General features: G+C 68.0%; 12 protein-coding genes. 4 read left to right on the forward strand and 8 right to left on the reverse strand.

Going from position 1 to position 13,857, the window contains the following annotated elements; genetic code table 11:
* Positions 1-11: 11 nt before the first annotated feature.
* Entirely contained in the window at positions 12-1,220 is a 1,209-nt protein-coding gene (locus ABZ319_RS07820) for an FAD-dependent monooxygenase (protein ID WP_354985558.1), read from the reverse strand.
* A 105-nt stretch (positions 1,221-1,325) separates the two neighbouring features.
* On the opposite strand from ABZ319_RS07820, the gene ABZ319_RS07825 reads away from it, so the two are divergent.
* Complete coding sequence (locus ABZ319_RS07825) at positions 1,326-1,898, forward strand: helix-turn-helix domain-containing protein (RefSeq protein WP_354985559.1); 573 nt, start codon at positions 1,326-1,328, stop codon at positions 1,896-1,898.
* On the opposite strand, the gene ABZ319_RS07830 is transcribed toward ABZ319_RS07825, so the two are convergent.
* A complete protein-coding gene (locus ABZ319_RS07830) occupies positions 1,821-3,473 on the reverse strand; it encodes an MFS transporter (RefSeq protein WP_354985560.1) in 1,653 nt (550 codons plus the stop codon). The genes ABZ319_RS07825 and ABZ319_RS07830 overlap by 78 nt on opposite strands.
* A gap of 159 nt (positions 3,474-3,632) precedes the next feature.
* Positions 3,633-5,009 (reverse strand): CoA transferase, encoded by a 1,377-nt coding sequence (locus ABZ319_RS07835; RefSeq protein WP_354985561.1) that lies wholly within the window; start codon positions 5,007-5,009, stop codon positions 3,633-3,635.
* 35 nt (positions 5,010-5,044) lie between these two features.
* On the opposite strand from ABZ319_RS07835, the gene ABZ319_RS07840 reads away from it, so the two are divergent.
* Positions 5,045-5,818 carry an alpha/beta fold hydrolase gene (locus ABZ319_RS07840; RefSeq protein WP_354985562.1) on the forward strand — a complete coding sequence of 258 codons (774 nt, stop codon included), beginning with the start codon at positions 5,045-5,047 and terminating at the stop codon, positions 5,816-5,818.
* A 92-nt stretch (positions 5,819-5,910) separates the two neighbouring features.
* Here ABZ319_RS07840 and ABZ319_RS07845 read toward each other — a convergent pair whose 3' ends face one another.
* Positions 5,911-7,020 (reverse strand): GGDEF domain-containing protein, encoded by a 1,110-nt coding sequence (locus ABZ319_RS07845; protein WP_354985563.1) that lies wholly within the window; start codon positions 7,018-7,020, stop codon positions 5,911-5,913.
* Positions 7,021-7,914: 894 nt separating this feature from the next.
* Here ABZ319_RS07845 and ABZ319_RS07850 point away from each other — a divergent pair.
* Positions 7,915-8,769 carry a hypothetical protein gene (locus ABZ319_RS07850; RefSeq protein ID WP_354985564.1) on the forward strand — a complete coding sequence of 285 codons (855 nt, stop codon included), beginning with the start codon at positions 7,915-7,917 and terminating at the stop codon, positions 8,767-8,769.
* Between the two features lie 105 nt (positions 8,770-8,874).
* Here ABZ319_RS07850 and ABZ319_RS07855 read toward each other — a convergent pair whose 3' ends face one another.
* The 3 genes from ABZ319_RS07855 to ABZ319_RS07865 all read right to left on the reverse strand — a co-directional run bounded on the left by ABZ319_RS07855 (position 8,875) and on the right by ABZ319_RS07865 (position 12,333).
* Positions 8,875-10,131, reverse strand: coding sequence for a lipase family protein (locus ABZ319_RS07855; RefSeq protein ID WP_354985565.1), 1,257 nt, complete (start codon positions 10,129-10,131; stop codon positions 8,875-8,877).
* A gap of 179 nt (positions 10,132-10,310) precedes the next feature.
* A complete protein-coding gene (locus ABZ319_RS07860; RefSeq protein ID WP_354985566.1) occupies positions 10,311-10,859 on the reverse strand; it encodes a sigma-70 family RNA polymerase sigma factor in 549 nt (182 codons plus the stop codon).
* A 553-nt stretch (positions 10,860-11,412) separates the two neighbouring features.
* A complete protein-coding gene (locus ABZ319_RS07865) occupies positions 11,413-12,333 on the reverse strand; it encodes an NmrA/HSCARG family protein (RefSeq protein WP_354985567.1) in 921 nt (306 codons plus the stop codon).
* Positions 12,334-12,435: 102 nt separating this feature from the next.
* On the opposite strand from ABZ319_RS07865, the gene ABZ319_RS07870 reads away from it, so the two are divergent.
* Complete coding sequence (locus tag ABZ319_RS07870; protein ID WP_354985568.1) at positions 12,436-13,011, forward strand: TetR/AcrR family transcriptional regulator; 576 nt, start codon at positions 12,436-12,438, stop codon at positions 13,009-13,011.
* 113 nt (positions 13,012-13,124) lie between these two features.
* Here ABZ319_RS07870 and ABZ319_RS07875 read toward each other — a convergent pair whose 3' ends face one another.
* Entirely contained in the window at positions 13,125-13,502 is a 378-nt protein-coding gene (locus tag ABZ319_RS07875; RefSeq protein WP_354985569.1) for a DUF2784 domain-containing protein, read from the reverse strand.
* Positions 13,503-13,857 lie beyond the last annotated feature (355 nt).

Below are 13,857 nucleotides of genomic sequence, written 5' to 3' on the forward strand. Positions count from 1 at the left end.
GCCGTCGCCGGTCAGTAGCTCGGCAGGGTGTAGTCGTCGGTGGTCTCGAGCATCTTCATCATGACCGGCTTCATCACCTTGGTGGTGAGCAGTTTGCCGACCCGCTGCGCGGCGGCCAGTCCCAGCTTGGTCTTGGGCACCATCATCTGGATGCCGCCGCCCGGAATCTCCTTGGCCTTGTCCAGGAATGGCGTGATCGCGGCCTCGTAGCGGGCGAGCGCTCCGGCGACATCACCCGGGGTGGCGGCGAGTTCGCCGGCCAGGATGTACGCGCCAACCACGGCCATGGCCGTGCCCATGCCGGTCATGGGCGAGCCGCAGAAGCCCGAATCGCCCAGCAGCGTCACCCGTCCCGCCGACAGGGTGGGCATATCCACGCGCACCAGCTCGTCGAAGTAGAAGTCGGTCGCGGTGGACAGCTGCGCCAGGATCTCCGGTGCGAGCCAGCCCGCCTCGGCGAGCATCTCCCGCACCAGTCGCTGCTGGGCCGGAATGTCGCGCCGCAGGGCCGGATCGGCGTCGGTGCGCAGGGTGATGATGGCCTTGGACGTGGCCGGGTCGGAGTCCGGGCGCACTCCGATCGAGGCGCGCGGCACCACACGGGTGGTCATCCAATCCGGTTCGGCCTGCGGGGGAGTGGCGATGGTGTAGAAGGACATGTAGCCGCCGAGGTAGGTGGTGAACTGCTCCTCCGGGCCGAAGGCCAGCGCACGTGTCTTCGAGTGCACGCCGTCCGCTCCGATGACCAGCTCGTAGCGTTCGACAGCTCCGGAGGCGAAGGTGACATCCACCCCGTCGGCGTCCTGGTCCAGCGCCTCGATCCAGTCGCCGTAGCGGTAGTCGAGTTCACCTGCGACCCCGGCCAGTTCGGTGAGCAGCACCCCGTTCAGATCGCCGCGGCTGATCTCGATGTCGGCGACCGGGCCCTTGCCGTCGAACATGTCCATCGGCATGCGGTACTTCTGGTTGCCGTCGCGGTCGACCACGACCATGCCCTTCTCGTGCAGCAGATGCTTGCGAATCCCCTCGGTCAGCCCCATGCGCTCGGCCACCTCCCGGCTGGGCCCGCGCAGGTCGACGGCCTGGCCGCCGGGCCGGGGAGCGGTGGCGCGTTCCACGACGGTGACCGCGATTCCGGCGCGAAGCAGTTGCAGCGCAACGGCATTGCCGGCGATGCCGCCGCCGGCGACGAGGATGCGGGGGGTGGTGCTGGCGGTCATGGTGACTCCCTGTGTGCTGTGAAACGTTTGTCTAAGACATATGTCTAACAGACGGGTGGCACGCCTGTCTAGAACAAATGTCTAAGACGCTGGTAACCTGCGGCTATGGGAAACCGGGAAGACCTCTTATCGGGCGCGCGACAGGCCATCCTCGACCACGGACTGGCCAAGGTGACCGCTCGTGACATCGCCAAGGCGGCCGGGGTGAGCCTGGCCGCCATCGGCTATCACTTCGGGTCCAAGGATCAGCTCGTGACCGAGGCGCTGACCGAGGGCGTCGGCGCGGCCATCGGCGACGAGATGGACGCGGTGATCAAGCGCGCGGGGCAGGGGCGATCGGCGGGGGAGTCCGTGGCCGGCACCTGGGACGGCTTCCTGGACATCCTGCGCGGCAATCAGCAGGCGCTGCTGCTGAGCCTCGAGAACGGGCTGCGCATCGCCCGCAATCCGGAGTCGCAGGCCTTCATGAACGAGGCGACCGGGCGCGCGCTCGGTGAGATGGCCGAGCTGCTGCGCGACACCCATCCGGACCTGTCACCGGATCAGGCGGCCGCCGTCGCGAAAATGCTGTTCCTGCTCTTTCAGGGGATGTCCCTGCAATCACTCATCGCGCCCGGCGGGGACCTTTTCGACGGCGACGACCTCGTGCGAGCCATCGAGGCACTGGGGAGCAGGTGAGGCCGGCGCGTGCGGGTCGGTGGCCAGCTCGCCTGCCTCGATGTGACGCAGGCGAACGAGCGCGATGACCGCCAGCACCAGGGCCGCGGCCGCCGCGATGGCGGAAGTCAGGTGCATCCCGGTCAGAAACGCCTGTTTCGCGGCATCGGCTACCGCGGTCCCCAGTTTGCCGGGCAGCGCGTTCGCGACTTCCATGGCGGCTCCGAGGGTGTCGCGCGCGGCGCGGGCGTCATCGTCGCGCAGGCCGTACGGCAGGGTGTCGCTCAACTGCCCGCGATAGATGGCGATGCTCAGACTGCCGAGCATCGAGATACCCAGGGCCCCGCCGAATTCGGCGCCGGTCTCGGCCAGCCCCGAGGCCGCCCCGGACTGTTCGGGCGGCGCGGTGCCCACGGTCAGCTCGGTCGTGATGCCGAAGACCGGTGCGAGCCCGAACGAGACCAGTAGCGAGGCGATCACGGTGATCGTCACCCCGCCCTCGAGGGTGATCCTGGTCAGCAGCAGCAACCCGGTCGCCGCCATGGCCATGCCGCCGCCGATCATGTAGGCGGGCCGGATGAACCGGCTCAGGCGCGGGCCCAGCTGCGAGCCGATCATGAAGCCCAAACCCGCCGGGATGGTGGCGATTCCGGCCTGCAACGGCGACATGCCCAGCACCAGCTGGAAGTACTGGCCGACGAACAGGAAGTATCCGAACGCCGCGAAGATCGCGACCATGTTGATCGTCAACGCGGTGCGGAAGCTGCTGTGCCGGAACAGGCGCAGATCGAGCATGGGTTCGGCCGAGGTGAGCTGGCGGCGCACGAAGATCCCGCCGACCAGCAGCCCGGCCGCCATCGCGCCGACCGCGGAGGGCACCGGGCCGTCCTGGGCGAGCTTCTTCATGCCGAACACCACCAGCAGGATCGCGCTCGTGCACAGCACGGCGCTGAGCAGATCCAGTCGCCCGGCATGGGGATCGCGGTACTCCGGCAGCACCCGCGGCGCGAGAATCAGCAGCATCACCATGACCGGAACCGCGAGCAGGAAGACCGCTCCCCACCAGAAGTGCTCGAGCATGATCCCGCCCGCCAGCGGGCCGATGGAACCGCCCACCGAGAACGAGCCCACCCAGACCCCGACCGCTATCGACCGCTGCGCCGGATCGCGAAACATGGTGAATATCAACGAGAGTGTGGACGGCGCGAGGGTTGCCCCGGCGACGCCGAGCAGGGCGCGGCAGGCGATCAGGACCGGGGCCGAGGGGGCGAACGCGGCGATGATCGACACCGCCGCGAAGGCCGCCGCCCCGGCCATGAGTAGTCGCCTGCGGCCTATCCGGTCGCCGATGGTGCCCATGGTCAACAGCAGGCCCGCGACCAGAAAGCCGTAAACGTCGATTATCCAGAGTAATTGGGAGCTCGTGGGTCTGAGCTCGGCGCTGATCTGGGGCACGGCCAGGTGCAGGACCGTGAGATCCATCGAATACACCAGACACGCGAGGGCGAGCACCGCCAATCCCGTCCACTCGCGGCGCCCCACCTTTCCGGTGGGGTTTGCCGCCGCAGCAGTCAACAGGGGGGCCGGTGTGTCCACGATGACGTCCTCCATTCGCTTGCCGGCAGGGGGCCGACAATCACGATGTCGGTTTCAGCATCTCATTTATTAACGGGAGAAATAGCCGGTGCACGAAGGGAATTCGCACGATTCGCCGATGTGTTTGCGGGTGTGCGTGCAGCTGTGCCGAACACTCTTTCAGGGATGGAAACCGGCCGGTCGGAGTGTCCAGGTCGGGGCGTGTGTGCCATATTGCGAAGCAGGCCACGGATGGTCCGGATACTCGGCCAGCGCCGGGGTCGCCGTGGTTATGCCGTGGTGAGTGGAGGTGCAGGCCGCCGAGGGCGGTTCGGCGGGCGGGTGATCGGGTGTGCGTCCCGGGGCCGACAGCAGCCAGGAACCGGTCCGGGCCAGCGCAACTCGCACGTCACGGCCGTGCCCGTCGCCCCGGCGCGCGGTGAGTGCGTCCAGCACCCCGGCGGCCAGCAGATACCCGCTGGCGTGATCGAGGGCCTGCGCGGGGAGGGCCCCCGGTGCGTGCGCGCCGGCGGAATTGCGCTGTGCGCCTTCGATAAGTGATATTCCGGACGCGGCTTGCACAATACTGTCGAAACCGCGCCGATCACCCCACGGGCCGTCCTCGCCCCACGCCGAAACCCGGCCGTGCACAATTCCCGGGCGAATTTCGCTCGCGTCCAACCCGGCTCGTTTCAAAGCGCCCGGTCGGTAACCTGTAATCAATACATCCGCATTGCTCAGCAATTCTTGTAATTCGGGCCGCCGGGTGCGCAAATCGACCAGCGTGGAACGCTTTCCCTGGCAGGTGTCCAGAAACTGCCACTCGATCTCGGGGAGGTGCGGCGGATCCACCCGCAGGACCTCCGCGCCCAGCAGCGCGAGCGCGCGCGTGGCGACCGGACCTGCGATGACACGGGTCAGATCGAGCACGCGGACACCGAGCAACGGAAGCATTTGCGTTGCGGCAGCGACGGATTCGATATTGCCAAGATCATCACGACGGGTCGTCGCGACCAGTGGGCCCGCGGCGGCCGCGCGACCCGGTGCGGTGGCGGCCCATTCGTCCTCGGTGCGTACCCGCACCGCGATGGCGCCCAATTCGGCGGCGCGGTCCTCGATAACGGCCGCGGACAGCGACCCGATACGTGCGACGAGGGCCGCCCGGTCCGCTGTATCGGGCAGGTCCAGTCCCCGCAGGAGTGCGGCCCGGTGGTGCGGATAATTGGCGTGCGTTCGCAACCAGCCATTCGCACTCTCGAAGAAGCCCGAGAATTCTGCGAACGCGTTCACCGGCGCGCCGCCGGCGCGGAACAGCTTGTCGCTCTGAAACGCGGCGGCCACCCGCGCCGGGTCGAGGCGGCTGTGCAGCGGTGTCAGCCCGAGCGCGATCCGGCGGCGGTCGGCCGCGGCGGCCCAGCTCGCCACCGCACCCCCCGACAGCGCCCAGACCGGTAGTGTCGCAGCCAGATTCGCGCCGGGGTCAACGGCGGGCATACTCGACTCCGGCACCCCCGCCGCGGACTCGTACTCTCGGACCAGGGCTGCGTAGGTAGTCACGAAAATCGACACTAATACTCGAAGGAGAACCCGCCGTGGTGGCACATCTCACCGGCACGCCCTGGCTGCGGGAGCTGCGGCCCGGCGCGGCCGCCGACACCGTCCTGGTGTGCTTCCCGCCCGGCGGCGGATCGGTCACCGCGTACCGCGCACTGGCCTCGCTGATCGGCCCCGGCACAACGGTATTCGCTGTCCAGTACCCCGGACGCCAGGAGCGCTACGCCGACCAACCGGTCTCGGTCCTGACCGACCTGGCCGCCGCGATAACCCAGGATCTGCTGCGCTGGCCCGCCACCACTCGCCTCGCCCTGTTCGGCCACAGCATGGGCGCGACCCTCGCCTACGAAACGGCCCGCCGCCTCGCCGCCGCGGGCCGCACCCCCGCGCACCTGTTCGTATCCGGCCGCCCCGCACCGGCTTACGAGGAGTCCGGGCGGGTGCACCGCGGCACCGATTCGGACCTGATCGGTGTGCTCGAACGCCTGGCCAACGACCCCGCCTCGGTCCGGATCCTGCGCGATGAACCCGGACTGGCCGAACTCGTCCTGCCCGCGGTCCGTGCCGACTACACGGCGATCGAAACCTATCGCCACGAGCCCGGAGACCGACTGAACTGCCCGATCACCACCCTGGTCAGCACCGCGGACCCCACCGTCACGGTCGAGCAGGCGGGGGAGTGGGCGAACTACACCACCGCGTCCTTCGACCTGGTGACGTTCCCCGGCGCCCACTTCTACCTGGACCTGCCCGAGCAGACCCCGGCGGTCGCGAAAACCCTCACCGACCGTCTGACTTCCGCCGCCGGCTGAGACGAGGGTTCGGGAGCGTGTGTGGCAGAGGGTGACTCGGGCCGGGTGCGCACACGGTCGGCGGTGAGTTCGGCGGTCGCGACGCAGCGGGCCTAGCGTGGTTGGGCCGGGTTCGTGCCGTGGTGGTGGCGCGGCGGCATGAGTTCGTCGACCACAACCAGATTCCCGCCGGCTTGCTTGGCCCGGTACATCGCGGCATCGGCCGACTGCAGCAGCCGGTCGGCCGTCGGGCGCGGACATCCGGGGCAGGTCGTGGAGTCGAAGAGCGCCGCGCCGACACTGGCGGTGACCGGAACCGTGGTGTCGCCCGGTTCGGCGACGACCTGACGCAGCCGGTCGGCTTCTGCGCGTGCGGCGGCCGCGGCGATCGGAATGGCGACCACGAATTCCTCGCCGCCCGTGCGCGCCACGACCGCCTCGTCGCCGGCGGCCTCTCGAAGCCGCCGCGCGGTGCGCACCAGGACCCGGTCGCCGATGCCGTGCCCCCAGGTGTCATTGACGTTCTTGAATCGATCGAGATCGAAATACAGGACACAGACCGCGGGATTGCGCTCGACCAGCGGCGGCAGCCGCGTCTCCAGGCCCCGCCTGTTCAGCAGTTCGGTCAGCGGGTCCGCCAGCGACTCGATGCGCAGCAGCCAGTACAGGATCTTGAACGCCGGCAGCGCGGTGATCGCCGCGAGCAGCAGCAGCGCGATCGCGACGGCCAGGCGGACGTCCTCGCCGCCGGTGGCTATCCGCACCGAGAAGACCGTCACCGACAGCACCGACCACGCCGAATGCGCGAGCAGGGCCGGGGCGCCGTGAAAGACGCACAGGTAGCTACCGGTGACCACGAGCAGCACCGTTCCCGTCGCCCCGAACAATCGGTTGGGCACCTGCAGGAACTCGATCGTGAAAAGCACATCGGCGCAACCGATCAGCACGAGCGACTCGATCCTGCTCGGCCACGGCAGCAGCCACCAGCGCAACGCCCACGCGGTCCCCGCCACCACTCCGACCGACGAGGCGATGCCGGGATGCCCGGGCGGCCCCACCGGCGTGCCCGCGATCACCGCGCCCATGACCGCGATCGCGGCGCCGGTGGTGCCGATCAAGATTTTGAGAGGGGTGAGGGCGGATCGGGCCCCCAGGGTGCGTACCAGCCAGTCGTAGTCGACCGCGTCGTGCCACCACGCCCGCAGTGTCCTGCTGTCACTCATCGACTCACCCTCGGTCCTGACCGCGTTGCCCGTTGTCGCTCGTACCGAGCGGCGACAACCCTCGACGTCGTACCGGCACATCGGCGGCAACTCGGGTCGACCTCAGTCATACCCGACGCGGGCAGATGTGTCGTGAGGCACAGCGGCGTGTCGATATCCACCGTGGTCGGCGACGCGCCGCGGGTGTGGGCTCGCGGCAAGGTACCGACGCTGTCCGGGTTCGGCGGCCCAGCCCCCGCCGATCGCGGGCAAGAGTCTGGAACTGAGGCCGAACGCGGGCGATGATCGGAGCCCGCACGGCCCGGACCTCGTATCCCATCGGGACGAGGTCCGGGCCGGCCGTCCCGACTCCACACCCTGGTCCGAGAAACAGGCTGGACCCGGGGCGGACGGGACAGGAGGCCACATCCGCTGCAGGATGGCATCGGGGGATGCGGAATGTCGCCTCTCGACCGGAACGGCACGCACTGCAGCGTCGAGATGTGCCGCTCCGGCGACCGTCCGGCCTGCCGGGTGATGCACTGGCTCATTGCGCACCAACCGGCAGGCCTTCCCTTACCCGGAACCCTGTGGCGTTTCCACGCGCCCGCCGGGCTCCAACCCTCACTTCGTCTTGCCACCCCCGATCGATTGGTCCACGACCGCACCGGTACAACGGACCAGGGATCGCCGGGGCATCAACGGGGACATCGATGGGACAAACCGATCATCACCGAACACCGTCCCCGCGGGCCGCCGTCGACGGGGGAGTGGGGACGGCTATCGGCCGGTCCGCAGGTGAGGTCGCCGCGACTCGGCCATAGTGCGCCGCAAGTGGTGACCGGGTCGGCCGCACACTGCCCCGGGAAGGCTTGTGCCGTACCCACTGTCGTGCCCGCCCGCTACGGTCACGGTGTGCCCATCACCCCGCAGCATCTCGACGGCATCACCGACGATCTGCCCGAACTCGCCGCGTACCGGCGTACCGCCACCCGCCTGCACCCTCGCCGCGGGACGCCCGGGATCGGGGACAGCTCGGTGGGTGGTCCGCTGCTGTGGCCCGCCACCGAGGAGTGGCCGGTGTGTACCGACGACCATCGGTCCTGGATCGAGTTCGAGGGCCCCGGCGCCGGGACAATCGATACCGATCCGGTGCCACTGATCCCGGTGGCGCAGCTGTACCGGCGCGACACAGCGGACTATCTCGGCCCCGAAGGCACCGACCTGCTGCAGGTCCTGTGGTGCCCGGTCGACCACGACCCGCTGTGGACACCGGCGGTGACGGTGCGCTGGCGGCGCTCCGGCGAGGTCACGAACGTGCTGCGGACACCACCGTCCCCGTCGTGGGTCGGCAACGACCTGTACGTGCCCGCCGCGTGCACGGTGTCGCCGGAACAGATCACCGAGTACGAATACCACGCCCTGCTGCCCGGGGACCTCGCCGCCCGCGTCGCGGTCTGGGAAGAACGCACCGGTCGGCGGTACGGGTGGGGCCGGTCGATCACGACCGGGTGGAAGGTCGGCGGCTACGCGTCGTGGACTCTGACCGATCCCCAGCCGATGCGGTGCGAGGACTGCGGCTCGTCGATGACCTTGCTGCTCAAGGTCCATGGAGCCGAATGGGACGGCGACGAGCTGTGGCATCCGGTGGGCGCGCACACCCCGGCGGAGCGCGACCCGACGGGCATCGTCATCGGTCGCGGATACGCGTTGTGGGTGTGGATGTGCGATGCGGACTGGGAGCACCCGGTGGGATTGTCGATGCAGTGACCGCAAAGCACCGGGAGTCCCTGGTCGGTCGGGATGGTCATCGCGCAGCGGTCCGGTATGTCGTCGCCAGGAGTCGGATTGGCGACGTAGGACTTGCGAGCAGGGTCAGGCCCGGTCACATCCGGGCGTGAGTGGCGTTCCCTCGAAGCGGTCGGTCAGGAAGGCCAGAGCGCCTGCCGCCTCGGACATCGCGGCGCCGTTGTGGCCGTCCGCTGATGAATGACGCTCGACCACAGTGGATTTGGAACTGCAGTATCGGCGCAGAAGAGCCTCGAACCCGGCGACGGGTACGACCTCGTCGGTGGTGCTGTGGTAGAGGTAGAGCGGGATGTCAGGGGTCTGGTTACCGAGTTCCTGCCGCTGCGCGGCCGCTAGGAACGCCTGATGGGTGAGCAGTCCCGGGGTTTTCGCGTAGTCGTCGATCTTGGCGTCGAGGTATCGAGCCAGGAGATCGGTGCCACACGAGGCGGACTCCGCGACCATCACCGCTCGTCCGCGCTCGTTCATCAGGGCGGCCAACTCGGGTCCGGTGGCATTGCGCATCAGTGCCAAAACGATCAACATCGTCAGCCCGGCTCGCGCGCCGCCGTCGGCATCGCGGGCGATGGTCGCTATGTCGATGGGAACACCGCCGGCGGTGACACCGACTATCGGCAGCTCCGGTGCGTATCGACCCCGTTGCTCCGCGGCCCACAGGGTGGCGAACGCGCCACCGGAGTAGCCCCACGCGCCGATCTTGCTGTCCGTGCTCAGCCCGGCGGGTGCGAAGCTGCGGGCCGCGCGCATCCCGTCGAGCACCGCGCGCGCGGCGTGCTCGCCATCCAAGAACCGCGAGCCCGGGCCCTGATAGTCCGGGATGATCACAGCCCACCCTTGGCGCAGGGCATCGACGATGAACGGCATCTCGATCACGGTGCTCGAGACCGCTGAATCGGGTCCGCGGTGCAGCGCGACCGACGGTGCGCAGCGAGCCCCCAAACTGTCCTCGGCCACCTGATAGGACAGCAGCGGGCGCGGGCCGGGCCCGGACCAGGGTGTGGCCGAGACCAATACGGTGGCTATGGAGGCCACGGGACGATCATCCGAACCGGTGGTTCGGTAGTTCAATTGCCATGCCGATACTCGCAGCGGCAGCCCGAACATGCGGATTTCCCTATTGCGCAGGACAGTACCGTTCGAGCGGTCCGCGATGTCCCGGGGCGTGGAGTAGAACGGATCATCCTCGGGCGCGGTCGGCGCCGCCCATGCGGCGGTGTGGGAAGCCCCCGATCCCAGCAGCACCATCGCGCTGCCGAGCACGAGAACGCGACGGGCCGTGCGCCCGGATAGATGTCGTAGAGCCCGCAATCGGTTTGTGCGCATGGCTTCTCCTCGATTCGCGATGAAACACGAGTGTGACGACTTCACTGGATCGAACAGCGCGGCCGAGGCGGTTGGTAGCCACGATTGCCGAAGACAATCGCCCCTGATCGGTTATGGCGGCCCCGTTCTCGATCCGCGGGTGGCGAAAAGGTATCGGAGCCGACGCGGACATGGATTGGTCACTCGTAGACGGCGGTTCTCGTCAGGTGGTGCCTCAGCCGCTCGAGCCCGTCACGGATGCGGGATTTCACCGTCGCGAGCGGCTTGCCGAGGTGCTCGGCCACCTCGAGGTAGGTGAGTCCGTCGAAGAAGGCGAGCACGACGGCTTGGCGTTGCAGATCGGTGAGCATGTCCAGTGCGCGCAGCACGGCGCGTCGATCAGCGCGTCGGAACACCGACTCGACGACCAGGTCATGGGCGCGTTCGCGGCTGAGCCGGTCGTAGTGCACGTCGCGTCCGAGGCGTGCGCTGTCGGCTCGTACGCGGTCCACCGCGCGACGATGAGTCAGCATCAACAGCCATCCGAGGGGGCTGGCCATACGGGGGTCGTAGCGCGCGGACTGTGCCCAGACTTGCACGTAGACGTCCTGGCTCACTTCCTCCGCGGTGGTGTGGTTGTTCGAGATCCGCAGCGCGAGACCGAGAACGCGACGACTGGTAAGGCGATAGAACTCGGTGAAGTCACCGCGACTTCCCGCCGCGATCCCGGTGATCAGGCGCGTCGCCACGACTGCCTCCTCCGTAGTCCGGGCCGACTGCTGTACGGCGGGGACCCCGGTCACCGGCTCGGCGACTGCGGTGCTGGAACTCGGGGCGACGGATGTGTGATCATGCAGCACTCTCACTGGTATTCCTCCACGAACGTCAGAGCCGTGTGCGCGGACGCCGGGACAGCTTTCGGTATCCACGCAGGTGAGCAGAAGCGAGCGCAGGAGCGCGCCGCCTGAATTGCCCACCGCGGCAGCAGCGGTGAATCGGTGTGGCACTCGGGTTGTCTGCCCTGGGGTTCGTGTTGCCGGGCACACCGGTTTGGTCCTGTGGACGAAGACTGTGCGCGACTACGAGATCGTCTGTGCCGGTGTTCTTTCGCGAACCGCTGATGATCTGTCTCTAGTGCGATCCATTCCGAAATCCGGGGCCGGCCAGGCGGATCCATCATGTGGGCGCGATACGGGCCACCTCTGCCTACGCACCGGCGTGAATGGGTCTGCGCCGCAACGGGAGCGATCTCCGGCCGCTACCGTCGGTTTGCTCGGTGTCCGCGATGGCGGTGGTTCTGGGTCAAGCGTCGGCTCGCATGTGCTGCCGTGCCCACTCGGCGAAGGTGGTCAGCGGGATCCCGAGGTCTGTGGCGTACTGCGGGCGGGCAGGCTGGCCGACGACGTTCAGCCACTCGTGTGCGGTGGCGAAGGCCATTCCCGCCGCCGCGGCCTGCTGCTCGGTCATGTCCGGTGCGGTCAGGTGTATTCCCAGTGTGCGCGTCAGGATTTCGGCGATGTCGGTCATCGACAGGTAGTCACTGGCCAATTCCAGCTCGATGTTCTGGAATCGCTGTGGTGCGGTGATCGCCGCGGTGGCCGCGCGTCCGATATCGTCCACCGCGACCAGCGACAGCGGGGTCCGGGGATCGATGACGCTGACCAACCCGCCGTCGATCCCGCGTGGGAACATGTACGCCGCCGACGGCAGGAAGTTCTCCATGAACGTACCCGGCTTCAGAATCGTCCACTGCGGGAATTCGGCCGCGCGGACGTGGTTCTGAATTGCCGCCTTGGCGCCCAGAACCGGTTCCATGGCCGCCCACCGGCCCTCGGCCCAGCCGGGCGCCCCGGTGTGCTGGCCTGCCCCGGATACCGAGGTGTGCACGAACTGGGGTACCCCGGCGGTTTTCGCGCCCTCGATGAGATTCACGGCCTGGGCTATCTCACCGTCGACATCGACGCCGCCATCGGTGAATTCGGGCATCTGTATGGAGAACACGGCACGTGCGCCCTCGGCGGCGCGGATGACCGAGTCGCGGTCGTGTAGATCGCCCGTGATCAGTTCGGCGCCCAGCGCTTCGACGGCCTTGGCTCGGTAGGTGGACGGGTCGCGCACCAGCGCGCGTACGCGAGCGCCCGCGGCGATCAGGGCGCGGGCGGTCGCGCCGCCCTGCTTGCCGGTGGCGCCGGTGACCAGGACGGGTGCGGAATCTGTCGGCATGGGGCTCCTCGATGACTCGGATGCTAAACGGCGGACCCCGCCGTTTATGTTCGGGTACGATATGGCGGGCCCCGCCGTTTAGCAAGCAGGAGAGGTGAAGCCGTGCTCGAGCAGAAGCGTGCGGACGCGCGCCGCAACTATGAACGCGTCCTCGCCGTTGCCGAGGAGCAGGTCGCCGCCCACGGCTCCAGTGCTTCTCTCGAACAGATCGCCCGGATCGCGGAGGTCGGCTCGGCGACCGTGCGCCGGCACTTCCCCACCCGCCAGGCCCTACTGGAAGCCGTGTCCCACAAGCGAATCGAGGCGCTGTGCGCCCGAGCCCACGACCTGACCGGCGCCGGTGACGGCCGTTCCGCGCTGCTGGAATGGCTGACCGAGGTCGTCGCCTACTGCGTGCGTGCCCGGGGCTTGGCGGTCGCCCTGTCCTACGACGACACCGAGTCCGGCCCGTACCACAACGCCTGTTCCGTCGCGCTGGAAGAGGCAGGAAATCCTTTACTGCGCAGAGCGATCGGTGAAGGAACCGTAGCGGAGGATGTCACCGTCTCGGAGCTGATTTCGCTGATAGTCGGCATCGCCCTGGCCACCGAGCACCACCCCGACGCTGCCGCCAAGGCACAGCGGCTGTTCCGGCTGTCCGTCGCCGGACTGAACCCGCAAGACATGCCGCAGAATTGACGGAATAGTGCGTTGACCTGGGCGGTCTTGCCGATCCAACCACACCCGTATGTTGGCATCGGAGGAAACTCCGATCAAAGCCTCGATGCGAGACCGGACGTTGCGGTTGCCCGCTACGTACTGGCCGCACCGTGTCGGCGACGCGAGGTTCGGAGCCAGAGGCCGATCCAGGAAATGACGACAACCACGGCCACCAGCGCCCGGACCAGTTCGAGGGCGCTCTCGGGGTAGATCACGCCGGTGATGTAGTGGTCGATGAAGCCGCTCGGTGGCAGGCCCGCTTCGCCGGCCCGTCTGCGGGACCAGTTCTCCAAATCGGTGAGCGGGCAGTCGATTCCGATCAGGACTGTGCTGAAACCCCAGCCGAACGCGGCCAGGTGCAGCCAGATCGTCCGCGGCCACCGCCACGCGATGAATCCGCCGACCACGACGTAGGCGACGAAGAGGAAGTGCACGCCCGCGGTCACGTCCGCCAGCAGCCGGAAGAACATGATCCCAGGATAGAAGCGCCGTCAACGTGCGGTCCTCATGCATATCAACACTGTGATATGCGCATTTATGGATGTATTGCCAGCGTGTCATCTGCCCGCGGAGGGGAGGGGCAGTGTGCCCGCGCCGAGCATCCAAATCTGCTGGCGCGGAACGAAACCAGCTCCTTCGGATGCTCCTGCGACACCCCGCGCCGGCCACACCGGGGTAGGGGAGTGGTCGTACAGGCGTGATCGCTCGTGGCACGGAAGGGTAGACGCCGCTCAACAGGGCTCTCGGAAAAGTGCATCTGTGCAGGTCGAAGCGTTGTGAATGTCGCCTGAGACTCAGCGACAGGTATTAGATACCTATACGTCA

The organism is Nocardia sp. NPDC005978 (genome assembly GCF_040614455.1).
Taxonomy (GTDB): domain Bacteria; phylum Actinomycetota; class Actinomycetes; order Mycobacteriales; family Mycobacteriaceae; genus Nocardia.

Coding starts and splice junctions, on each gene's coding strand:
- ABZ319_RS07820 (WP_354985558.1), bottom strand. CDS start 1,220: ATGACCGCCAGCACCACCCCCCGCATCCTCGTCGCCGGCGGCGGCATC.
- ABZ319_RS07825 (WP_354985559.1), top strand. CDS start 1,326: ATGGGAAACCGGGAAGACCTCTTATCGGGCGCGCGACAGGCCATCCTC.
- ABZ319_RS07845 (WP_354985563.1), bottom strand. CDS start 7,020: ATGAGTGACAGCAGGACACTGCGGGCGTGGTGGCACGACGCGGTCGAC.
- ABZ319_RS07855 (WP_354985565.1), bottom strand. CDS start 10,131: ATGCGCACAAACCGATTGCGGGCTCTACGACATCTATCCGGGCGCACG.
- ABZ319_RS07865 (WP_354985567.1), bottom strand. CDS start 12,333: ATGCCGACAGATTCCGCACCCGTCCTGGTCACCGGCGCCACCGGCAAG.
- ABZ319_RS07875 (WP_354985569.1), bottom strand. CDS start 13,502: ATGTTCTTCCGGCTGCTGGCGGACGTGACCGCGGGCGTGCACTTCCTC.